Source organism: Tardiphaga sp. vice304, assembly GCF_007018905.1.
Taxonomy (GTDB): Bacteria; Pseudomonadota; Alphaproteobacteria; order Rhizobiales; family Xanthobacteraceae; genus Tardiphaga.
Map to the genome: position 1 here is coordinate 3,561,414 of NZ_CP041402.1, position 21,700 is coordinate 3,583,113.

Below are 21,700 nucleotides of genomic sequence, written 5' to 3' on the forward strand. Positions count from 1 at the left end.
TCCGAACCATAGTCAGGCCATGAAAAAAGATCCGTTCCGCCTCACCGCCCGCCAGGTTCAGTGGCTTCTCATCGTCGGCTTCGTCAGCGTCGGCTATGCGATCTATTTGCGTTACATGGCGATCGAATTGTCGTCCGTGGCGCTGGCCTGCGACGCAGGCCTGCCGACCATGCTGTGCAAGACGCGGCTGTTGATGACCGCGCTGTTCAAGAGTTCGGTGTTCGGCATCGCGGCGGTGGTGATCGCGGTGCTCAACCTGATGCGGCCGTCGATCGTGCTGTTGACCGGCGCCATCGTCGCCGCCGGCTTCGGCATCGTCTTGTACAATATCGGCCTGTCGGGCCTGGCGATCGGGCTGCTTATTCTGGGATTTGCACGGCCCGCGCCCGCCACAGCGTAATGGCTAACAACAGGTAGATCGCGCAGGTCCACAGCGACTGCCAGTTGTCCGGCCCCTCGTTGAAGCCGATGTAGACCACCGACAGCGCCAGCACGCCGGCGAACACCGATTCGGCGATCGGGCGATCGCCGTGCTGCGGGCGGTTGACCAGCATCAGTCCGGCAAACGGCACCACGGCCATCGTCAGCGCGGCGAAGGGGAAATCGCGGTAGCGCGGATCGAACACGAAACCGAGCGCGGTTTCCGCGCCGACCAGCGCCGTCACCGCCAGCGTCAGCCCGAGCAGCACGGTGAGGAACGAGCCCGTCCGGTACGGCTTGGGGCCTAACAGTTCGAGGAACGTCGGCAGCGCGCGGCCGGACATCGTGAAATAGGCGCAGAGCAGCGGCGAGGCCACGCCGGCCGCCAGCAAGCCCCCCCAGCGCAGCACCACGCCGGTGCCAAAACTCTCATAGACCAGCTTGTCAAAGGCGACGCCGAGCAGGATGCCGGCGGAGGTCGCCGAGATCGCCACGGTGATCCAGGCCAGCAGCCGCGGCGTCCACGGACGCCTGCGCAGCGCGAGCATGCCGACGGCGAAGGTCAGGAAACTCAGTCCCAGGCCGAGGCCCATCTGCAGCTTCCACGCCGGATAGTTGGTGATCGGCACACCGGCCGGGTATTTCAGCGCGCGGGCATCGGCATCGATCAGGCCCCAATAGCCGCCGACCGTGCCTTCGAGATTGCGTTTCCACGGCTGGTCATAGGCCTCGATCAGATTGACGCGGAAGTTTTCTTTCTTGGCGAGATCGAGGATTTCCGACACCACGCGCGCCTGGTTGGCCCGCGACGGCAGCGCGCCGTCGCGCATCCGTCCGGCGCTCGGCCAGCCGGTCTCGCCGATCAGGATTTCCTTGGCGGGGAACGCGACCGCGACGCGCTTGCGGATCGAATCGACATGGGCGGCGGCGTTCTTCGCCCGGATCGGGAAGTCTTCCCAATAAGGCAGGATATGGATGGTGAGGAAATCCACAGCGTCATAGAGTTCGCGGTTCTTCAGCCAGAATTCCCAGACATCGGCATAGGTGACGGGAACCTTGACCTGCGATTTCACCGACCGGATGTTGGCGGCCAGATCCGCGGCGGTCATTTCGCCGCGCAGCAGCACTTCATTGCCGACCACGACGGCGCTGATGGTGTTCGGATATTCCTTGGTCAGCTGCACCGCGATGGCGATCTGGGCGAGGTTCTTCAGCCGGTTGCTGCCGAGCCAGATCCCCTGGATCACCTTCAGGCCGACCTTGCTGGCCAGTTCCGGGACCTGATCGAGGCCGTTCTCGATCGAATAGGTCCGCACGCATTTCGAGATCTTGGCGAGTTGGGCCAGATCCTGCGCCATCTGCTCGGTCGAGATCATCGTGGTGGGAACGAGCGGGGTCTGCTCGCCCCGGAACGGCGCGTAGGACACGCATTCCAGCTTGTCGGCGGGATCGATCGGCGCGCGCGCCAGCGAGACGGGTGTGGCCAGCCACCACCAAACCGCCGCGATCGAGCAAAGGGATAACAGGAGAAGCGCCAGCGGCGTGCGATAGGAAATCGGTTCCGTCCTCCATAGACGTCCGTCGATTAGCCCGTCATCGCCGTTCTGCCAAGAGCAGCTTGCAGGCAATCACAGCCACGTCGTCGCAGTTGCTCGCGGATTGATCACAAACTTCGTACATTGCTGGACAAAATCCAAAATGTCCGTCATGGGATTCAAGCGCGGTCTCCGCCGTATTGGGGACCTAATTAAGCGGCATCTGACACGGGCGTCATCGGCGCTCTGGCAGACAACCTTATCGGGGACTTCATGCGTCGACTGGTGTTCGGGTTCCAAAAGTCGGTTGTTCGCGGCGTCGCCGTCTCTGGCCTGGCCATGCTGCTTGGCGTCAGCGGCGCCGTCGCGCAAAGCGCAGCCCAGGAGCAGAAGCCAGCGGCCAACGCACCCACCCCGGCCGATGTCGCCCGCGACAGCCAGAAGAAGACCGACGAATTCGTCGAAGCGACCAATTCCATCAACGGCCCCGCCGGCAACCCGGAATGCGTCTGGCTCGGCCGGCGCGTCGTGGTGCTGATGTGGCGCGACGATCTCGATACCGCGTTCCGGCATCTCGATCTGTATGACCGGTTCGGCTGCCCCGGCGGCCATGTGCAGGCGACGTTCCGCTGCCTGGTCCGGTTCGGTGCGCTCGATCCGAAAGTGCCGGACAGCCTGAACGGCCGCGTCCACGCATGCTGGATCAATCCGAGCGCGCAGCCGCAGAATGCCTCGATCATCCCCGTCACGCCCGCGCCGAGCGGCGGTGCCGCCCCGGCGCCCAGTGCGGCGCCGGAGCCCAAGCCGGCCGACGCGCCGAAGTAATAAGGCGGCGTCGGACGGCGGCAATTTGTTTCCCGTTGGCAACGATCGCCCTGAAAACGCCACGGCGTCATAAGAGTAGTTAATTCGTGTGGCAGCGATCCGAAATCGCTGCCATCGTACTGGTTGGACCTAGGGGACGGGTCCGCAGACCGGCCACGCTCGCCCCGTCATGGTTTATTCGCGATGCGCGCCGTCGTCGCCGTCTTGCTGTTCGTCACTGCCGCTCACGCCGCCCTCTGGGGAGTTTTGCGCGAGAGGCAGGAAGCACCGGACTTCAAGGGCATTCTCCCCAGCGTCTCCTACGCGCCGTTCGACGGCACGGCGCATCCCGACATTGACAACATTCCCAATCCCGAACGGATCCGTTCGGATCTGAAGACGCTGGCCGGCATCAGCCGCGGCATTCGTCTGTATTCCTCGACCGGTGGCGTCGAACTGGTGCCGCCGATCGCCAACGAGGCCGGCCTCAAGGTCATGGTCGGCGCCTGGATCGACAAGAACGTCGATCGCAACGAACGCGAGATGGTGGCCGCGGTCGAACTGGCCAAGCGCAACCGCAACGTCAACGGCATCGTGGTCGGCAACGAAACGGTGTTTCGTGGCGAGCAAAAGGTCGAAGATCTCGTCAAACTGATCCAGAAGGTGAAGAGCCAGGTCAACGTGCCGGTCACCACCGGCGAGATCTGGAACATCTGGATCGAGAACCCCGAACTGGCCTCCTCCGTCGATTTCATCGCGGCGCATATCCTTCCCTACTGGGAAGGGTTTTCGGACAAGCAGGCCGTGGATCAGGCGCTGATCATCTATCAGAAGCTGCGCGACGCCTTTCCCGGCAAGCGGATCGTGATCGCCGAATTCGGCTGGCCGAGTGCCGGCTACAATCTCAAGAGCGCGATCCCCGGCCCGTTCGAGCAGGCGGTGACGTTGCGCACCTTCGTCAGCCGCGCCGAAGCCATCGGCATGGAATACAACATCGTCGAGGCGATCGATCAGCCCTGGAAATTCTTCGAAGGCGGCGTCGGTCCGTATTGGGGTATCCTGAACGCCGCGCGCGAGCCGAAATTCGCCTGGAGCGGCCCGGTGGTCGACGCGGCCTACTGGAAACTGATGGGCATCGCGCTGCTGGTCGGCATCCTGCTGTCGCTGCCGATCCTGCAACTGGTGACACCGACGCCAATGCAGGCGCTGGTGCTGTCGGCGGCCGCCAACGGCGTCGGCGCCTGGGTCGCCTACATTTTCGCTTACCAGCAGACCCACTACTTCGTCTGGGGCTCCACCTTCGCCCTGACGCTGGGCCTGACCCTGTTGGTGCCGCTGATCCTGATCGCGATGGCGCGGATCGAGGAAATTTCCGCGATTGCCTTCGGCCACGCGCCGCGCCGCCTGCTCACCCCGGCCCAGACCTCGTTGATCGCGATCCCGCCCGGTGGCGTGTTCCCGAAGGTGTCGATCCACGTCCCGGCCTACCGCGAATCGCCGGAGATGCTGAAGAAGACGCTCGATGCGGTCGCGGCGCTCGACTATCCGAACTTCGAATGCGTGGTGATCATCAACAACACGCCCGACCCGGCCTTCACACAGCCGATCCAGGATTACTGCCGGCTGCTCGGCGAGCGCTTCATCTTCATCAACGCGCTGAAAGTCGAAGGCTTCAAGGCCGGCGCGCTGCGCATCGCGATGGAGCGCACCTCGGTCGATGCCGAAATTATCGGCATCATCGACGCCGACTACATGGTCGAGCCGAATTGGCTGAAGGACCTGGTGCCGGCCTTCAACGACCCCAACGTCGGGCTGGTGCAGGCGCCGCAGGACCATCGCGACCAGAACCGTTCGCTGATGCACTACATCATGAACGGCGAATATGCCGGCTTCTTCGACATCGGCATGGTCCAGCGCAACGAGGTCAACGCCATCATCGTCCACGGCACGATGTGCCTGATCCGGCGATCGGCGATGGACATGGCCGGCGGCTGGGCCGGCGACACGATCTGCGAGGATTCCGACCTTGGCCTGGCCATCATGCAGCATGGCTGGCTGACGCATTACACCAACGTCCGCTATGGCTACGGCCTGTTGCCGGACACCTATGAGGCGTTCAAGAAGCAGCGCCATCGCTGGGCCTATGGCGGGTTCCAGATCATCAAGAAGCATTGGCGCCGCTTCCTGCCCGGCGCCAGCCGCATGACCCAGGACCAGAAGCGCGAATTCGGCCTCGGCTGGCTGAACTGGCTCGGCGCCGAAAGCCTCGGCGTGGTGGTGGCGATCCTCAATCTGATCTGGGTGCCGATCGTCGCGTTCGCTGACATCGCCATCCCCGACAAGATCCTGACGCTGCCGATCATCGCCTCCTTCGTGGTGTCGCTGGTGCACTTCATCACGCTGTACAAGCTCCGGGTCCATGTGAAGACCTGGCAGATGCTGGGCGCCATGATCGCGGCGATGTCGGTGCAGTGGACGGTGTCGCGCGCGGTCGCCAACGGCCTGATCACCGAGCACCTGCCGTTCACCGTCACCTCCAAGGGCGGCTTGTCCAACATGTCGATCGAGTTCCAGGCGTTCTGGGAGGCGGTGATCGGCGTGCTGCTGCTGGTCGGCGCCGGCGTTCTGATCGCCTCCAACAGTTTCAAGCAGGTGCACGAGATCTATATCTTCGCGGGCGTGCTGGTGCTGCAGAGCCTGCCGTTCCTGTCGGCGGTGGCGATTGCGCTCTTGGAAAATTCGCGAACCAATGATTTCGCCTGGTGGCGCAACACCACGGTACGCACCGCCGAGCTGATCGGCCTGCGCCCGGTGGCGATGCCGGCGATCGACGTGTCGCAGCCGGTGCCTTCGGAAATCCGTCGCGACGGCTGACGGCGGCGCCAATCGGCGCTTCGATGTCCACAACGACGGTCCGCGCTCTTGACCCGCGCGGACCCTCTCTCTATTCACCCCCTTGGGGGCGGGTAGCTCAGTTGGTAGAGCATTCGACTTTTAATCGACTGGTCATGGGTTCGAGTCCCATCCCGCCCACCATTCCCGGATCGCTTGCTTCCGGGCGATGACAAAACCGTTTGAACACCGGACACCACTCCATGCGGATTACGCTCGTCGGCTCCAAACATTTCGGCGTCATTACCCTAGAGATGCTGCGGACCCACGATGTCGAGATCGCCCGGGTGGTCGTCGCCGACGCCGAGGACCGGCTGGCGGCAGCTGCCAAGGCCGCCGGCATTCCGGTGACCGTCCAGGCCAACCCGAAGAACGTCGTCGCGTCCGAGATCGCCGAGGGCACCGACCTGATCGTCACCGCGCACAGCCATGCCCGGATCGGCAAGGACGCCCTGGCCGCCTCCAGGATGGGCGGCATCGGTTATCATCCGTCGCTGCTGCCGCGGCATCGCGGCATCGCCGCCGTCGAATGGACCATCAAGGAGGGCGATCCGGTCGCGGGCGGGACCATCTACCACCTCGCCGACACGATGGACGGCGGCGCCATCGCGCTGCAGGAATTCTGTTTCGTCAAAAAGGGCGAAACCGCCCGCGAATTGTGGGAGCGCGCACTCGCCCCACTCGGCCAGAAGCTGCTCGGCGAGATCATCGACCACGCCGTGGCCCATGGCAGCCTGCCGGCGATTGCGCAGGACGAGCAATTCGCCACCAAGGCGCCAAGGCTCGCCTGAGCGCCGCCGGAGGCCCGGAGTGTCTGACTGCGGCGGAACCAACGCCGTGATCGGCGATTATGTTACCAGGGAGATCCCCGTGTTTTGACCGAGACCGACAACCGGCATGAAGCGGTATCAGGTGCAGGTCTGTGGCCTGACTTTCCTGTGCTGTCGATCCAGTCGAGGATGGTGTCGAGATCGCCATGCAGGGTGATCCGAAACTTGCCGCGCTTGTCGCCGGGGGGGCGGGAGCCTCCGACAGCCGCGTGTTGAGTTCGTCCTGTCTGGCCTCAAGCTCGGTTGGCCGGGCCGACAGGGCCCGCTGATATTCACCTTGCTCGATGACGTGGACGATCTCCTTGATAGCTTTCTCGGTGTCGGAAAGCTCGCGGCGGGTGGTGTCGGCTGAGGTTCGGTGCTCGCGATTGAGGCGGTTGGTTTCCTGCACATAGGCGCGGATGGGCTCGGCGGCGATCCACAACAGTTACAAAACACAAGGCCGGACAGCAGCGTTCGGGGCCGGTGGGTGGCGTTCAACCCGCCATTGGCGGCCATGATGCGCCGGACCGCTGCGCGACAGCCGTCCGTCTGCTTCTTGTAGAGGTCGGTCAATTCGACCTGCCGCGCTTTGGCGGCATCCCAGAGCTCTTGCGGCACTATGCTGTGAATCGGCGCGGGGCCCCGACGCCGATCGGCACGTCAAGCTACTGATCCAATTTGCGGTGGAGGTGACATGCTTCAGCGCCGATTTGCATGGCGGGACTGACAAGCGCAACATGACCGACCCGGTGATCCACGACATCGTGGCGTTGCTACCGCCGCTGCTGCAATCGCTCGAGGCGCTCGGCCTTGTCGCCCGTCATCTCAACCCGCCGGAATTCGGCGCGGTGATGCATTAGATCGGTATGCCGGAGCAGCCGTTGCATGCGACGCTTGCGCCACTCGCCGACTGGCCCGGCCAGTTCGCGCATTTGCGCGGTCCGCTGCAGTCCGCGACCGAGGCGACCGTTCCCCACGACCTCCATGAAAGCTGGCTCGCACGGGTCGATGCCGCGTATTCTCACCCGACCAGCAACCGCACGCTGTCGGCCGGCTTCGCCGCCGGGGGGCGGCTGATGCTGCCGGCCTGCAACAGTGCGCTGGCCTCGTCCGCCGGCACCGGGCGGCTGAAGTATGACCCCTGCGCGAAACGACAGCCGGCGCTCAGCAGAAACGCCAGTTGATCGGCGGTCTCGACGCCTTCGGCGATCGCTTCCATGCCGAACTCGCGCGCCAGCACCAGCGCTGCGCGGACGATCGCGGCGTCGCCGGGTTCGGTCAGCAAATTGGGCATGAACTGCCGCGCGATCTTGAGCCGGTCCAGCGGGTGGGTACGCAGCAAGGCGAGCAACGAATAGCCGATTCCGAAATCGTCGATCGCGACGCTGATCCCCAGTGCTTGCAGGTCCGGAATGATATCGGTCCTGATCTTGTTCGATTCGATCAATGCCGCTTCGGTCAGCTCGATCTCGATTCGGCCGGGATCGATGGCGTAGCGGGCCGCGGTTTCCCGGATCTGCTCGTCAAGCGTGTTGACGACCTTGAGTTGTGCTGCGGAAATACTGATGGCGAGCCGCGGCGGGTCGATACCTTCGCGCTGCCAGCGGCCGATCTGCTGGCAGACCTGTTCCAGCACCCATTGGCCGATCGAATGGATCGCGCCGGTTGTCACGGCGATCGGCAGAAACGACGCCGGCAGCAGCAGCCCGCGCTGCGGATGATTCCAGCGCAGCAAGGCTTCCATGCCGACGATCCGGCCGGAACTAATCTCAACCTGCGGCTGATAGTAAACCTCGAGCTCGTCGTTGGCGATCGCTGCACGAATTTCCTCGCTCATCGCCAGGCGGTCGCGCGCCTTGCGTTCGAGACTGGTCGAATAGAAACTGTAGCCGTCGCGGCCGTCGTGCTTGGTCTGATAAAGCGCAAGGTCGGCCTCGACCAACATGGCGTCCGGCGACGCGGTCTCTGTATCGTAAATCGAGATTCCGAGGCTGGCGGAGACCTGTGCTTCCTCGCCGTCGAGGTCGTAGCGCCGCTTCAGGGCATTCCGGATCCGCGCCGCGATGCTGGCGAGCAGTGGGCGATCCGATGCATCGACCACCAGAATCGCGAATTCGTCGCCGCCGAGCCGGGCGATCAGGTCATGGATGCCGACCACGGCGCGCAGTCGTTCCGCCACGATCTGCAGCAACAGGTCGCCGGAGGGATGGCCGAGCGTATCATTGACTTCCTTGAAGTGATCGAGATCAAGACAGAACACCGCAAAGTGCCTGTCATCCCGTCTGGCCGCCGCGAAGGTCTCGGCCAGCCGGGCGCTAAAGGTCGCGCGGTTGGCGAGGCCGGTCATCGAATCGATACTCGCCAGTCGGGTGACCTTGACGCTTTCGCGCTGCAGTTTCGCGGTGGCCTCGCGCAGCTCGCCGGTCAATCTTTCGAGCCGGACGGTCCGCTTCAGCGATACCAGCAAGTAGATGATGATCATCGCCGTGATAAGCAGCCCCACTCCAAAAACGATGATCGCCTGCCAGCTCAACCGGCCGCCGGCAAGTTCGCCGGTCGGCGCAAAGATCGCGGTCCATTCCTGGTCGGCAATGCGGATCTGGCCGCTCCAGTGCCGAGCCGCCCGCATGCTGTCTTCAGTTGGAGCGGCCGCCGGCTGCAGCCGCGTTCGCGACGGATACCAAAAAATGCCGCGCTGGCCGGCCGGCGCCTTCGGGTTGAGGAAGTAGATATCGAGACCGGCCGGAAGCGTTTTCGCGCCGAGGATGTTCTCGATCATCGGCGCGGTGCCGAACACGCCATACATGAAGCCATCCGGGATCCGCTGCGGATCATGCGGACCCGCAAACTTGGGGTAAACCGGAACAAAAGCCATGAAGCCGTCGGGTTCCTCCTTGGTGATCAGATTGATCGGCGGCGTTGCCGACGGCCGCCCGGTCAGGCGCGCACGCGCCGTGGCATGCGCACGGATCGGTTCCGAATACATGTCGAAGCCGATAATCTGCTTGGTGTATTCCTGCGGGTCGGGAAACAGGATCGGCAGAAACTCGTCGCGATCGCGCGCGCGAATGCGGTTCCCCTTCTCGTCGCGCTCCCAGATTTCGAAATCGGCAAATCCTTCCTCGCGCACCGCCTGCTCGAACGCCGCGCGCTGTTGCCGGGTGACGTGGGGGGCCCAGCCGGTGTTGCGAAGACCGGGAAGCCGGCTGCGGAGGTCCTTGGCGTAGGCCTGGAATTCGGTGCGGCCGATCGGCCGATCGGCCGAACTGTAATTGGCCCTCAGCGTGAACAGGATATTGGTCGCATTCTCGATACTCGAATTCAGCGTCTGCCGGTAGTCCTCGGCGATCTCCTGCAGCTTGAGTTCGTCCAGCCTGGATTCCCAACTCGAGACGGCAAAAGATGCGCCCAGCGCAATCAGTGTGCCGACGACCGCCGCCAGAATGGCGGGCGTGTAACGTTTCCATTGCACGGGCTTGACGGCGAGATTGTCGGCCGAAATTTCCACGCTACTCCCCTTTGTACTGGCCAGTCCGCGAGCGGCGCACGCCTGCCTCGACGGCCTTGTCCGTCACCGCGGATCCGCAGTGATCGATTGCGCCCCCAACCTAGTGTGACTGCACATTGCCGGCGCGTTAATTCGGGACCACGCAGAACTACGAGGACAGGGCCGTGACGTTGAGGTGCGAGCGCGTGCGGACCTCGAAGGGCGACAGCGTCGCAGGGACGGTCAGGCAGAGGTGTTAGTTTGGACCCGCGCCTGGTCACAGCAGATGCGCCGGATCAGGCTGCCGCGAGTATTGTCCCGGCACGCAAAGGTCTTGAGGCGGGTCAAATCGAACCTGATTGGAAACGACCTCGAATCGATCCATGCCGATGGTAAGCTCTGGGCGGGTATTACCGTCCGATCTCGGCATGCGTCTCCGTGGCCTGTTAAGCGAGGCGACGAGGGCTGCGGCGGGTATGGCAGGACTATCAGGAGTGGGGGCTAACAATCGCATCATGACCGACGCGGTGGTCGACGACATCGTGGCGTTGCTGCCGCAGCTGCTGCAGGCGCTGGAATTCTTCGCCCGTCATCTCGATCCGCCGGCATTCGGCACGGTGATGCAGCAGATCGGTGCGCCGGACCATGCATTGCAGGCGGCGCTGCTGCGGCTCACCGGCTGGCCCGACCAATTCGGACATCTCCGCGGAACGCTGCAGTCCGCGAGCGACGCTGCACTGGCCGCCTTCGCAGGCTTGCGCGCGGTCGAAGACCGGGAAGGCGATTGAGTTGTAACAAAAGTGGTCGTAGCGGCAGGCCTTAAATCTCCACGGCCAACAAGTGTCGGTCTCGGTCAAAACCTGCCCGGGGCAGACGCAGTGCAGCAATGTTTTGACACATTGCTCCCGGATATGGTGGATCCTCATCAGATCAGGAATCGAATACATGCGTCTCGACCGCATCAAATCACTTTGTCTCAGCTCCGTTTTCATGGGCTTCTGTGCCCTGTCCGCACCCGCCATGTCCGAGGCTTCGTATGATGGCCTTTGGCATGTGACGATCATCACCCAATCCGGAACCTGCGAACCCACATCACGGTACCCGCTCACCGTCACCGATGGCCGGATCACCGCCCCCGGCGCCGATGTCTCCGGCAAGGTCGGGCCTCAGGGGCTCGTCAAGGTTTCGATCGGCCCGGCCTATGCCAATGGCCAGTTGTCCGGGAACACGGGAACGGGCAAGTGGAACGGCGCATCGGGCGGCGTTCCATGTAGCGGACGCTGGGAAGCTTCGCGTCAATAATCTCAACCTGGAAAGATATCATGATCTCTCGCTCTGCTTCATTGCTGCTGCGGACCGGCCTCATCGGCGCAGCACTTGGCGTTTCCGCTCCGGCCGCTTTCGCCCAGTCGGCGCCCTTCGCCGGCATGGCCGGCGTCTGGTCGGGCTCCGGCACTATCTCTCTGGAAGGCGGCGCCAAGGAACGGATCCGATGCAAGGCAACCTACGCCGTCAGCAGCCAAGGCAATGGCCTCAATCAGGCCCTGCTCTGCGCCAGCGACAGCTACAAGTTCGAATTGAAGAGCGATGTCATCGCCAAGGCCGGCGTGCTGTCGGGCACCTGGGCCGAGACCACGCGTAGCGTGAATGGTTCGCTGCAGGGCCGCGCCGGCAACGGTCAGTTCGACGTGACCGTATCGGCGCCGGCCTTCACTGCGAAGCTGGTCATGACGACCAATGGCAACAAGCAGAACGTAGCCATCACCTCGGACGGATCGTTCAAGGGCGCCAACATCGCCCTCAACCGCAGCTGAGTTTTCGTCGCAGATAGAATACGAAGCCCCGGCTGTTCCGCAGCCGGGGCTTTTCGTTGTGCCGCTCTGCGCATCGCAGCCCGGCGGATTTGCGCGTTGCCAAACCACCTGCGGTCGCCGATACAACGTGCCCTTTCATGACGTTGACATTGCCGACCTTAGCAATGCAGCAACCGGTTTTCCGAACGATGGATCGCACGCCTTCCAAATCGCGCGCCGCACTGTGGATGTCGGGGTGGCTGATCCTGATGCTGTTCGTCGCCGTGGCCGGGCGCGAGACGCTGCGCGAACTCAATGTCTTTCAGGTGATGGAAATCCGCTCGGTGCTGGGCCTGCTGATGCTAGTGCCGATCCTGCATTTCAACGGCGGGCTCGGGACGTTGAGAACCGCGCGGCCGTTCAGCCATATCACCCGTAACCTGGTTCACTACGCCGCCCAGATCGGCTGGTTCTTCGCCCTGACCCTGATTCCGCTGAGCCAGCTGGTCTCGATCGAATTCACCATGCCGATCTGGATCGCCTTGATGGCGGCGTTCTTTCTCGGCGAGCGGATGACGGCCGCCAAGATCGCCGCGATCGTCCTCGGCCTGATCGGCGTCGTCGTGATCGTTCGCCCCACCGCCGGCGCGATCAATATCGGGCAGATGGTGGCGCTCGCCGCCGCCTTCGGTTTCGGCATCTCGATCACCCTGACCAAATCGCTGACGCGCACGGATTCGACGCTCACCATCGTGCTCTGGATGATCATCGTGCAGTCCACCGCCGGATTGTTGCCGGCGCTGCATGTCTGGCAATGGCCGACGCCCTATGCCTGGATGTGGCTGATGATCATCGCGTTCTGCGGCACGTTCTCGCACTTCTGCATGGCACGCGCGATGCTCTATGCGGATGCGACCGTGGTGGTGCCGATGGATTTCCTGCGGGTGCCGCTCAGCGCGACGATCGGCTGGCTGCTGTATGCCGAACGGCTCGACATCTACACCGTGCTGGGCGCGGTGCTGATCCTGGCCGGCAACCTGCTCAACCTGCGCAGCGCCGACCCCGCCCCTGTCCGCAGCGCGACCTGACCGGTCGCGCCAGGCCGGCTATTTGCCAGCCACCTTGCGCAGCGCGTCGTTAATGCGGTCCTGCCAACCCGGGCCGTCTTGCTGGAAGTGCTCGAGCACATCCTGATCGATCCGCAGCGAGACCAGTTCGCGCACACCGGGAACCGCCGGTTTCGCAACCGGCTCCTCCACGGGCCTCGTGGTGGTCTGCTTGAACGCCGCCTCTGCCTCGCTGCGGGCGTCCTGTTGCGTGCGGGGGCGACGTGGGGTCTGGGCCATCTCGATCAGATTCCTTCGAACAATACCGTCGAGAGATAGCGCTCGGCGAAAGACGACACAATCGCCAGGATGACCTTGCCGGCGTTCTCCGGCCGCTTGCCGATCTGCAACGCCGCCGCAATCGCCGCGCCTGACGAGATGCCGCCCGGAATGCCTTCCTGCCGCGCCAGCGCCCGCGCCGTCTCCAGCGCGGTGGCGCTGTTGATCTTGACGATCTCGTCGATCACCGACCGGTCGAGGATGTCGGGCACGAAGCCGGCGCCGATGCCCTGGATCTTGTGCGGCGAATGCGTCCCGCCGGACAGCACCGGGCTCTCCTCCGGCTCCACCGCCACCATCTTCAGCGTCGGTTTGCGCGGCTTCAGCACCTGGCCGATCCCGGTGATGGTGCCGCCGGTACCGACGCCGGCCACGACGAAATCGAGATCGCCACCGGTATCGTTCCAGATCTCCTCGGCGGTGGTGCGGCGATGCACCTCGGGATTGGCGAGATTCTTGAATTGCTGCGGCATCGCCGAATTCGGGATGGTGCGGAGCAGTTCCTCGGCCTTGGCGATCGCGCCCTTCATGCCCTCGGCGGCCGGCGTCAGCACCAGCTCGGCGCCGAGATAGGCCAGCATCTTGCGGCGCTCGACCGACATCGAATCCGGCATCACCAGCTTCAACTGGTAGCCGCGCGATGCCGCGACATAGGCCAGACCGATACCGGTATTGCCCGAGGTCGGCTCGATCAGCACGGTGGCCGCATTGATGATTCCGGCCTTTTCCATGGCGACGATCATCGCGGCGCCGATACGGTCCTTCACGGAGGCTGCAGGATTGAAATATTCCAGCTTGGCCAGGATCGTCGCGTCCACGCCGTGCTGCTGCGGCAGCCGCACCAGCCGCACGATCGGGGTATCGCCGAACGCTTCCATGACGCTGCCGAACACACGGCCGCGACCGGGACGATGGCCGGTTGTCTCTGCAGATGTATCCATGATGAGTCTCCTGAGCGGGTTTGTGCGCTGCGACGGCGAGGATGAACTAACCGTGATGCGTCGAGCAAAGCCGCCATACCAAGCACTTCGCTGCATCGCAAAACATGATCGAAATCAAAAATCGTAAAACCAACGCATTTGTGTTGCGACAAGGTCAAACAAATCAGCTTAAACTCGCTAATGATAGATGATGAAGTCAACGCCGAGGAGGTCACGATGCCAGCACTTGCTGCCCGTTCGACCAAGCCGTCTCATCCCTTCCCGCGCGGCAGCGAGTTGCCGACCTGCACGGTCTGTGCCGATACCATGATCGCCGCCGAAGCCTCCGCCTTCGTGACCGACGATGTGGTGAGCTACCTCTGGACCTGCGATACCTGCGGCTACGGGTTCGTGACCAAGCACGCGGTAAAGAAGATCGTCTGCAACTAATCTGAAGATCACATCGTCAGGTGATCGCCGCCCGGCGATCGATGATGACGTCCGGCAAGCGGCCTTCCGGGGCACACGGTCGTTTGCGTCATAAGCCCTTGCGAAACGCCCCCCTTTGTTCGGTTGCCCTGACGATCGGTACTCCCTGTCAAACCGAAGGCCGGTCGTGTCGCCATTCGGACTAAGCTTCAACGGGCAGCGAATGTCGGCTGGTTACTGCGAACCGAGTTCAACCTCGATTTCGCGCGCCGTCTCGCGCGCACTTCGAGTGACCCCGATCAGCGTCGCCGAGGCGAAGCCGGTCCAGTCGCCATAGCCGACCAGCCACAGCCGCGGTTCGGCCACCGACCGCGTAGCTGCGACAACAACCCTGCCATCGCTTCCGACGATATTCAGAGGCCGCAAATGTTCGAGCGCGGGCGCAAAGCCCGTGCACCAGATCACCGCATCGACATGGCTTTCCGTGCCGTCTTCCCAGACCACCCCCGACGCGGTGAAGCGGACGAACGGTCTCACCGAGGTGAGGATCCCTCTCGCCCTCGCCTCCTTCACCGCCGGGATCATGACGACGTCGCCGAGGCCGCCGACCGGCGCCGCCGCTCCACCGCCCTGCAAGGCCTCCCATTTGGCGGTCGCCCGCGCGAACAGAACCCGGCCGTCCACGTCGTCCGCAAGAAACGTCGGCTCGCGCAGCGTCACCCAAATCGCCTTGGCCACCTTTGACACTTCGGCGAGGATCTGAGCGCCGCTGTTGCCGCCGCCCACGATCAACACGCGTTGACCCGCAAAGTTCTGCGGATCCTTGTAGTCAGCGGAATGGAGCTGCGTTCCCCCGAACAGCGCCTGATTGGGATAGTCCGGGATGAACGGTGCCCGCCACGTTCCGGTCGCGCTCACGACGGCGCGCGCGGTCCATTCGCCGCGGTCGGTTTCCACGCTCAAATGATCCGGCGTCGAATGCACGGCCGTCACCTGGACCGGGCGTTCGACCGGCAATTGGTAGCGCTCTTCATATTGCGAGAGATAGGCAACCACTTCTTCACGTTGGGGATAGACGTGATCGCCTGCCGGCATCGGCCAGCCGGGTAGCGAACTCCACTGCGCGGGCGAAAACAGCGTCAGCGAAGACCATGCATGGGTCCACGCGCCACCGGGGCCGTCTTCACCATCGAGGATGGAAAATGACAATCCGCTGCGCCTCAGGAAGTATCCCACCGCCAGGCCCGCCTGCCCGCCGCCGATAATCAGGACGTCGCGTTGCCGGCTCTGGTGCTGTGTCATTGATGTCTACCAAGGGAATGGCCGTTGCTGGAGTGAGCGCCTGACGTAACGAGTCCCGCCATTTGTTCACCTTGCGCCGCGCGCGCGTTACGGCGCTACGGTCAGCCTGATCGCCAACGCCGCGAGCGTCACCAGCAGGACGGGAAGCGTCAGCACTACTCCGACCTTGAAGTAGTATCCCCATCCGATCTTGACACCCTTCTTCGCCAGAACGTGAAGCCATAGCAGCGTGGCCAGCGACCCGATCGGCGTGATCTTGGGCCCGAGGTCGCTGCCGATGACGTTGGCATAGATCATCGCCTCCTTCACCAGTCCCGTCGCCTTCGAGGCGTCGATCGATAGCGCGCCCACCAGCACGGTCGGCATGTTGTTCATGACCGAGGACAGCAAGGCGGTGAGAATGCCGGTACCGAATGCGGCACCCCAGACGCCGCCTTCCGCAAACCGGTCCAGCACGCCGGCGAGATAGGCCGTCAACCCGGCATTGCGAAGCCCGTAGACGACGAGATACATGCCGAGAGAAAAGATCACGACCTGCCACGGTGCATCGCGCAGCACCTTCTTCGTGCTGATGACGTGGCCACGGGCGGCGATCACCAGAAGCAGCACGGCGCCACTCGTCGCCACCACGCTGACGGGCACGCCGATCGGCTCCAGTCCGAAGAAGCCGAGCAGCAGAAGACCGAGCACGACCCAGCCGGCCCGGAACGTGGCCCGGTCACGGACGGCGTCCGCCGGGATGCGAAGCTGCGCCACATCATAGCTGGCAGGAATGTCGCGCCGGAAGAACAACAGCAGCACTGCCAGCGTGGCGGCGATCGACGCGATGTCCACCGGCACCATCACGGCGGCGTAGCGACCGAATCCGATCTTGAAGAAGTCGGCCGAGACGATGTTGACCAGATTGGAAACCACTAACGGAAGGCTGGCGGTATCGGCGATGAAGCCCGCGGCCATCACGAAAGCCAGCGTGGACCTGTCGCTATAGCCGAGCGCCAGCAGCATCGCGATCACGATCGGGGTCAGGATCAGGGCCGCGCCGTCATTGGCGAACAGCGCCGACACGGCGGCCCCCAGCAGCACGAACAGCACGAACAGCTTGCGGCCGCGGCCGCCGCCCCACCGCGCGACATGCAGGGCGGCCCATTCGAAGAACCCGGCCTCGTCCAGCAGCAGGCTGATGATGATGATCGCGACGAAGGTCGCGGTCGCGTTCCAGACGATGTGCCAGACGACGGGAATATCGCCCAGCGACACGACGCCGGTCAGCAAGGCGATCGCCGCACCCGCCGCCGCGCTCCAGCCGATACCCAATCCTCTGGGCTGCCAGATCACCAGACCGATGGTTGCAAGGAAGATGACGAGAGCCGCAATCATCGGGCAGCCGCGCCGCCGGGCACCCGCAACAGGCCGAGGAACTGCCGCAACGGCTGAAGCGCTTCGACGTTGAGCGAATAGCACACCCGGGGCCGTTCGATCTCGCCGACGATGATGCCGGCGGCCTTGAGTATCCGCAGATGTTCCGACGTGGTGGACTGCGCCAGCCCGATCTCTTCGACGATATCGCAGCCGACACAGGTATCGCGTCGGGCGAGCAGTTGCAGGATGGCGATGCGCGCCGGGTGCGAAAGCGCTTTCGCCACCGCCGCAAGCGCTGCGTTTTCATCGAGGGCCGGCTCGCTCCGGACACGCGCGGCGATCATCATGCAAAGCCCCTATCGTTAATCGTCGATAAACGATATATAGCTTCTCGGAACGATGCAACCGCCTTGACGCCATCGCCGCGGGCGCGACGCGGAAGCCTTGAAACCTTTACTGCTGATCACCTATTCGAGCTGACATCTTGCCACCATCCGGAGGTTCATCGATGACCGTTACGATCTATCATAACCCCGCCTGCGAAACCTCCCGCAACACGCTGGCGATGATCCGGCAGAGCGGCATCGAGCCCGAGGTGATCGAATATCTCAAGACCCCGCCATCCCGGGAAAAGCTTCACGACCTCATCGCCGCGATGGGCATCTCGGTTCGCAGCCTTCTGCGCGAAAAGGGAACGCCCTATGCAGAGCTGGGACTGGATGACCCGCAACGCAGCGACGATCAACTGATCGATGCCATGCTTGCCCATCCGATTCTGATCAACCGGCCGATCGTCGTCACGCCGCTCGGCGTCCGGCTGTGCCGGCCGTCCGAACAGGTGCTAGCCATCCTGCCGAACCCGCATATCGGGCGGTTCACGAAAGAAGACGGTGAGATCGTCGATGCTGCGTGACCTGCCGAACATCGATCCCGCCGCCTTCCAACCGGCCGATTCCAGCCTGTTGCAGCAGGCGCCTGTCGTTGGCCACCGACCGCGGATCCTGCTGCTATACGGGTCGCTGCGCGCGCGGTCGTTCAGCCGTTTCGCCGTCGAGGAAACCGCCCGCCTGCTGCAAGCCTTCGGCGCCGAGACCCGGATCTTCGATCCGTCCGGTCTGCCTCTTGCCGACGACGCGCCGGCGACGCATCCGAAAGTGGAGCAACTGCGTGAGCTGTCGGCGTGGTCGGAGGGGCACGTCTGGTGCAGCCCCGAACGCCACGGCGCCATGACCGGCATCATGAAAACCCAGATCGACTGGATTCCGCTCTCGATCGGCGCGGTCCGGCCGACCCAGGGCAAGACGCTGGCGGTGATGCAGGTCAGCGGCGGATCGCAATCCTTCAACGCCGTGAACCAGCTTCGCGTTTTGGGACGCTGGATGCGGATGATCACGATCCCGAACCAGTCGTCGGTGGCCAAGGCCTATGAGCAGTTCGACGACGCCGGGCGAATGAAACCGTCGCCCTATTATGACCGCATCGTCGACGTCGCCGAGGAGCTGGTGAAATTCACCTTGCTGACGCGCGGAGCCTCGGCGCATCTGACGGACCGCTACAGCGAACGCAAGGAGACCGCCGATAAACTGGCCGACAGGCTGCGGCTGAACGAGGCGCTGTGAGGATAGCAGGCCCGGGACCTGACATGAACACAGAGCGACAGGCCGGCTTGAAAGGTTTCCGGCTTTGCCGCGACGGCGCTCCGCATCAGCCGCGGTCCGCGCCATCCCTTAGTTCGGGAAATATCTGCCGGTCCTGCAGCAGGACTTCCGCCGTCCGACTATAATGCGCCGTGAGCATCGCCACCGCGGCGTCTGCATCCTTGCTCAACACGGCATCCATGATCGCCTGGTGTTCGTCGGCCACTTGTCGCGACGAAAACACCTTGCGGATCGACAGCCGCCGATAGCGATAGAGCTGGTCGGCAAGCTGGCCGCAGAACGCGATCAGGGACTGCGAACCGCAATTGCCGATCAGCGCCTTGTGATAGGCGCGGTGCAGGCGCTCCCATTCCGGATTGTCTTCGAACTGCTCGGCGTTGAGCGAACGCGGCGACCGGCTGAGGCGATGCTGCGCCAGAAGCAGCTGCTCCTCCCATTGCGGCGTCGATGCCGCCATGGATTCCCGTAACGCCAGGCTTTCGACCCAGCACCGCGTCTTGGTCAGCTCCGCCAATTCGCTGCGGCTGATCGCGGCGACATAAAAGCCACGCTGCTCGCGCCCCTCGACCAGGCCATCAGCCGTCAGCCGGTTGAGCGCCTCGCGCAGCGGGGTCTGCCCGGTCTGATAGAGGTCGGTCAGGAAACGCATCTGCAGTTTACGGCCGGGTTCGAGCCGGCCCGACAGCAGGTCTTCGCGCAGGCGGTCGTAGACCGTGCTCGCTTGGGTGGATGGTGCCCCCGACACCAGGCGCAATGCTGAAACCTTCTCCACGCCAATTTTCCTCGATATCAGCCCCATCCGCCGTTATTTCTATACACATACCGAAGCCAACCTAAAATTTATAAATTATGGTTGCGTTGGCGTATTTCTATAGGTTACTGGTCGGCAACATCAAAGACTACGTTGGGGATGACAATGCCGGGTGAGGTGCAAGCCAGCGAAGGAACCGCCGCTACCCGCGGCCGGCGTCGTTCGTCATGAGCATCCTGTCCCCCTGCACTTGCGGGATCGACGTTCACGCGCATGTCGTCCCGGCGTCGTTCCCCTCCTACATGGGCGCGGCAGTGCCCGCCGGTTGGCCGTCGATGGCCGAGGCGAAGCCGTGCCACAAGCATGTCATGATGGCCGGGCGCATCTACCGCACGGTATCGGACCGCTGCTGGGATGTCGGCAAGCGTGTCGCCGACATGGCGGAGATGGGACTGGGTCGGCAGGCGATTTCGCCCATGCCGGAGCTGTTGTCGTACTGGATGGAGCCGGCCGCGGCGAATGATCTGCTGCGCTACATCAACGACCAGATCGCCGAGATGGTGTCGCATTCCGGCGGCCGGCTGACCGGCCTCGGCGCCGTCCCGCTACAGGACATCGATCTCGCAATCGCCGAACTGCACCGGCTGAAGCACGGTCTCGGCTTCGCCGGCATCGAGATCGGCAGCAACATCAATGGCAAGCCGGTAGGCGCGCCGGAGTTCGACGGCTTCTTCGCCGAAGTCGAGAAGCTCGACATGGCGGTGTTCGTGCATGCGCTGCGTCCCGCCGGCATGGACCGACTGGTCGGACCTGCGCAATTGCAGCAGGTGCTGGCCTACCCCACCGACATTGGCCTCGCCGCCGCCTCGGTCATCACCTCCAATCTGTTGCTGCGAAGGCCTGGCCTGCGCATCGCCTTCAGCCATGGCGGCGGTACGCTGGCGTCGCTGCTGCCGCGGCTGCAGGAAGGCTGGCAGGTGTTTCCCGTGCTGCAGGAGAGCGTTCAGGAGGCGCCCGTCGCACAGGCGCGCCGGCTGTATTACGACGCGCTGGTCTATGACGATCCGACGCTGCTGCATCTGATCGCGAAGTTCGGCGATACGCAGATCATGCTCGGCACCGACTATCCCTTCGCCTTCCATGACCGCACCCCGGTGGCCCGGGCCGCCTCCGCCATTGCCGACGAGGCGACCCGCCGACTGGTCGTGCGCGACAACGCGCGCCGATTCCTCGGCCTCGGAGAACAGGTTTCGCCATGACCCATTTTCCCGTCACCGCCCTTCGCAGCGTCGATCTCGATACGCCGGACCTGGCGCGGTCCGAAGCCTTCTACACCTCGGTGTGGGGCCTCGACCTCGTCACGCGCCAGGACGGTGTCAGCTATCTGCGCGCCAGCGGCACCGATCATCATGTCGTCGCCTTGCGCGCAGGCGACGGCCCCGCGCTGCGTGCAGTCACCTTCCGACTTGAGTCCGACGCGCAGTTTGAAACTATCGCCGCCGCCTGCCGCGAGCATGGCGCGACGCTGCTGTCCGGCCCGTCAGCCAATCCGGGCCCCGACGGCGGTACGGTCATGACCATTCGCTTGCCGGACGGTGGTGCGCTTCGCTTCGTGCACGGTGACGCGCAACATGTCGCGCAGCCGGACGGCACGCGGCCGGTGCGGCTTGCCCATGTCAACATCAACAGCACCGACCTCGATAGCCTGGCGGGTTTCTACCAGCGCGCGCTCGGATTTCGGCTGACCGACCGATCAAAGGCGATGGCCTTCGTGCGCTGCAACGCCGATCACCACGCGATCGTCATCGCCGAAGCACCTGTAAACGGTCTCAATCACGTCGCCTTCCTGATGCCGGACCTCGAGAGCGTCATGCGCGGCTCCGGCCGCATGATCGACCATGGACATCCGATCGCCTGGGGCGTCGGCCGCCACGGGCCGGGCGACAACGTGTTTGCCTATTTCATCGATCCCCTCGGCGTCGTCATCGAATACACCGCCGAGGTGCTGCAGGTCGACGACGACTATGTGGTGCGTGGCCCGTCCGAGTGGCGCTGGCCGCCCGGACGTACCGATCATTGGGGCATTGCCTCGCCCAAGGCCGATTACGTCAAGGCGGCGCAGCTCGCCGTGCCGTTCGCCGCACAATAAACGC

At 63.8% G+C, this 21,700-nt stretch carries 22 protein-coding genes and 1 tRNA gene; 15 read left to right on the top strand and 8 right to left on the bottom strand.

Annotated features, from left to right (window positions below; all coding sequences use genetic code 11):
- Positions 1-19 precede the first annotated feature (19 nt).
- Positions 20-400, top strand: coding sequence for a hypothetical protein (locus FNL56_RS16900; RefSeq protein WP_143574053.1), 381 nt, complete (start codon positions 20-22; stop codon positions 398-400).
- On the opposite strand, the gene FNL56_RS16905 is transcribed toward FNL56_RS16900, so the two are convergent.
- Positions 360-2,006, bottom strand: a complete 1,647-nt coding sequence (locus FNL56_RS16905; RefSeq protein ID WP_143576210.1) for a glycoside hydrolase family 17 protein — start codon at positions 2,004-2,006, stop codon at positions 360-362. The two genes, FNL56_RS16900 and FNL56_RS16905, sit on opposite strands and share 41 nt — an antisense overlap.
- A 222-nt stretch (positions 2,007-2,228) precedes the next feature.
- Here FNL56_RS16905 and FNL56_RS16910 point away from each other — a divergent pair, with 222 nt between their 5' ends.
- The 5 genes from FNL56_RS16910 to FNL56_RS28625 all read left to right on the top strand — a co-directional run bounded on the left by FNL56_RS16910 (position 2,229) and on the right by FNL56_RS28625 (position 7,323).
- Positions 2,229-2,780 carry a beta-1-3, beta-1-6-glucan biosynthesis protein gene (locus tag FNL56_RS16910; protein WP_143578026.1) on the top strand — a complete coding sequence of 184 codons (552 nt, stop codon included), beginning with the start codon at positions 2,229-2,231 and terminating at the stop codon, positions 2,778-2,780.
- A 183-nt stretch (positions 2,781-2,963) separates the two neighbouring features.
- Positions 2,964-5,633 carry a glycosyltransferase gene (locus tag FNL56_RS16915; protein WP_143574055.1) on the top strand — a complete coding sequence of 890 codons (2,670 nt, stop codon included), beginning with the start codon at positions 2,964-2,966 and terminating at the stop codon, positions 5,631-5,633.
- An 86-nt stretch (positions 5,634-5,719) separates the two neighbouring features.
- Positions 5,720-5,795 (top strand) — tRNA-Lys (locus FNL56_RS16920).
- 59 nt (positions 5,796-5,854) lie between these two features.
- Positions 5,855-6,442, top strand: coding sequence for a formyltransferase family protein (locus FNL56_RS16925; protein WP_143574056.1), 588 nt, complete (start codon positions 5,855-5,857; stop codon positions 6,440-6,442).
- A 758-nt stretch (positions 6,443-7,200) separates the two neighbouring features.
- Entirely contained in the window at positions 7,201-7,323 is a 123-nt protein-coding gene (locus tag FNL56_RS28625) for a hypothetical protein (protein WP_256365909.1), read from the top strand.
- A gap of 161 nt (positions 7,324-7,484) precedes the next feature.
- Here the strand turns inward: FNL56_RS28625 and FNL56_RS16930 are convergent, their stop codons facing one another.
- Positions 7,485-9,971, bottom strand: coding sequence for a bifunctional diguanylate cyclase/phosphodiesterase (locus FNL56_RS16930; protein WP_143582188.1), 2,487 nt, complete (start codon positions 9,969-9,971; stop codon positions 7,485-7,487).
- A gap of 494 nt (positions 9,972-10,465) precedes the next feature.
- Between FNL56_RS16930 and FNL56_RS16935 the strand changes: the two genes are divergently transcribed.
- The 4 genes from FNL56_RS16935 (at position 10,466) to FNL56_RS16950 (ending at position 12,831) form a co-directional block, all read left to right on the top strand.
- Positions 10,466-10,738 carry a hypothetical protein gene (locus FNL56_RS16935; RefSeq protein ID WP_143574058.1) on the top strand — a complete coding sequence of 91 codons (273 nt, stop codon included), beginning with the start codon at positions 10,466-10,468 and terminating at the stop codon, positions 10,736-10,738.
- A gap of 157 nt (positions 10,739-10,895) precedes the next feature.
- The gene (locus FNL56_RS16940; protein WP_143579074.1) at positions 10,896-11,252 is read left to right on the top strand and encodes a hypothetical protein; all 357 of its coding nucleotides are present in this window, start codon (positions 10,896-10,898) and stop codon (positions 11,250-11,252) included.
- A 20-nt stretch (positions 11,253-11,272) separates the two neighbouring features.
- Positions 11,273-11,764: a hypothetical protein gene (locus FNL56_RS16945; protein ID WP_143574060.1), complete on the top strand. Its 492-nt coding sequence runs from the start codon at positions 11,273-11,275 to the stop codon at positions 11,762-11,764.
- 188 nt (positions 11,765-11,952) lie between these two features.
- Positions 11,953-12,831, top strand: a complete 879-nt coding sequence (locus FNL56_RS16950) for a DMT family transporter (RefSeq protein WP_143574061.1) — start codon at positions 11,953-11,955, stop codon at positions 12,829-12,831.
- A gap of 18 nt (positions 12,832-12,849) precedes the next feature.
- Here the strand turns inward: FNL56_RS16950 and FNL56_RS16955 are convergent, their stop codons facing one another.
- Both FNL56_RS16955 and cysK read right to left on the bottom strand, forming a co-directional pair.
- Entirely contained in the window at positions 12,850-13,089 is a 240-nt protein-coding gene (locus FNL56_RS16955) for a BrnA antitoxin family protein (RefSeq protein WP_143574062.1), read from the bottom strand.
- Between the two features lie 5 nt (positions 13,090-13,094).
- Positions 13,095-14,069 carry a cysteine synthase A gene (gene cysK, locus FNL56_RS16960; protein WP_143574063.1) on the bottom strand — a complete coding sequence of 325 codons (975 nt, stop codon included), beginning with the start codon at positions 14,067-14,069 and terminating at the stop codon, positions 13,095-13,097.
- 216 nt (positions 14,070-14,285) lie between these two features.
- Between cysK and FNL56_RS16965 the strand changes: the two genes are divergently transcribed.
- Entirely contained in the window at positions 14,286-14,498 is a 213-nt protein-coding gene (locus tag FNL56_RS16965; protein WP_143574064.1) for a hypothetical protein, read from the top strand.
- 213 nt (positions 14,499-14,711) lie between these two features.
- On the opposite strand, the gene FNL56_RS16970 is transcribed toward FNL56_RS16965, so the two are convergent.
- The 3 genes from FNL56_RS16970 to FNL56_RS16980 all read right to left on the bottom strand — a co-directional run bounded on the left by FNL56_RS16970 (position 14,712) and on the right by FNL56_RS16980 (position 17,485).
- Positions 14,712-15,779, bottom strand: coding sequence for an ArsO family NAD(P)H-dependent flavin-containing monooxygenase (locus tag FNL56_RS16970; protein WP_143574065.1), 1,068 nt, complete (start codon positions 15,777-15,779; stop codon positions 14,712-14,714).
- Positions 15,780-15,866: 87 nt separating this feature from the next.
- Positions 15,867-17,153, bottom strand: coding sequence for an arsenic transporter (locus tag FNL56_RS16975; RefSeq protein ID WP_441351304.1), 1,287 nt, complete (start codon positions 17,151-17,153; stop codon positions 15,867-15,869).
- Positions 17,153-17,485, bottom strand: coding sequence for an ArsR/SmtB family transcription factor (locus FNL56_RS16980; protein ID WP_143574067.1), 333 nt, complete (start codon positions 17,483-17,485; stop codon positions 17,153-17,155). Before FNL56_RS16980 ends, FNL56_RS16975 begins: the two co-directional genes overlap by 1 nt.
- Positions 17,486-17,646: 161 nt before the next feature.
- Between FNL56_RS16980 and arsC the strand changes: the two genes are divergently transcribed.
- The gene (arsC, locus tag FNL56_RS16985; RefSeq protein ID WP_143574068.1) at positions 17,647-18,051 is read left to right on the top strand and encodes an arsenate reductase (glutaredoxin); all 405 of its coding nucleotides are present in this window, start codon (positions 17,647-17,649) and stop codon (positions 18,049-18,051) included.
- Positions 18,041-18,757, top strand: coding sequence for an arsenical resistance protein ArsH (gene arsH / locus FNL56_RS16990; RefSeq protein WP_143574069.1), 717 nt, complete (start codon positions 18,041-18,043; stop codon positions 18,755-18,757). Before arsC ends, arsH begins: the two co-directional genes overlap by 11 nt.
- Positions 18,758-18,842: 85 nt before the next feature.
- On the opposite strand, the gene FNL56_RS16995 is transcribed toward arsH, so the two are convergent.
- Positions 18,843-19,568, bottom strand: coding sequence for a GntR family transcriptional regulator (locus FNL56_RS16995; protein ID WP_246660693.1), 726 nt, complete (start codon positions 19,566-19,568; stop codon positions 18,843-18,845).
- Between the two features lie 206 nt (positions 19,569-19,774).
- Between FNL56_RS16995 and FNL56_RS17000 the strand changes: the two genes are divergently transcribed.
- Complete coding sequence (locus tag FNL56_RS17000; protein ID WP_143574071.1) at positions 19,775-20,806, top strand: amidohydrolase family protein; 1,032 nt, start codon at positions 19,775-19,777, stop codon at positions 20,804-20,806.
- Entirely contained in the window at positions 20,803-21,696 is an 894-nt protein-coding gene (locus FNL56_RS17005; protein WP_143574072.1) for a VOC family protein, read from the top strand. The genes FNL56_RS17000 and FNL56_RS17005 overlap by 4 nt, the downstream gene beginning before the upstream one ends.
- Positions 21,697-21,700: the final 4 nt, after the last annotated feature.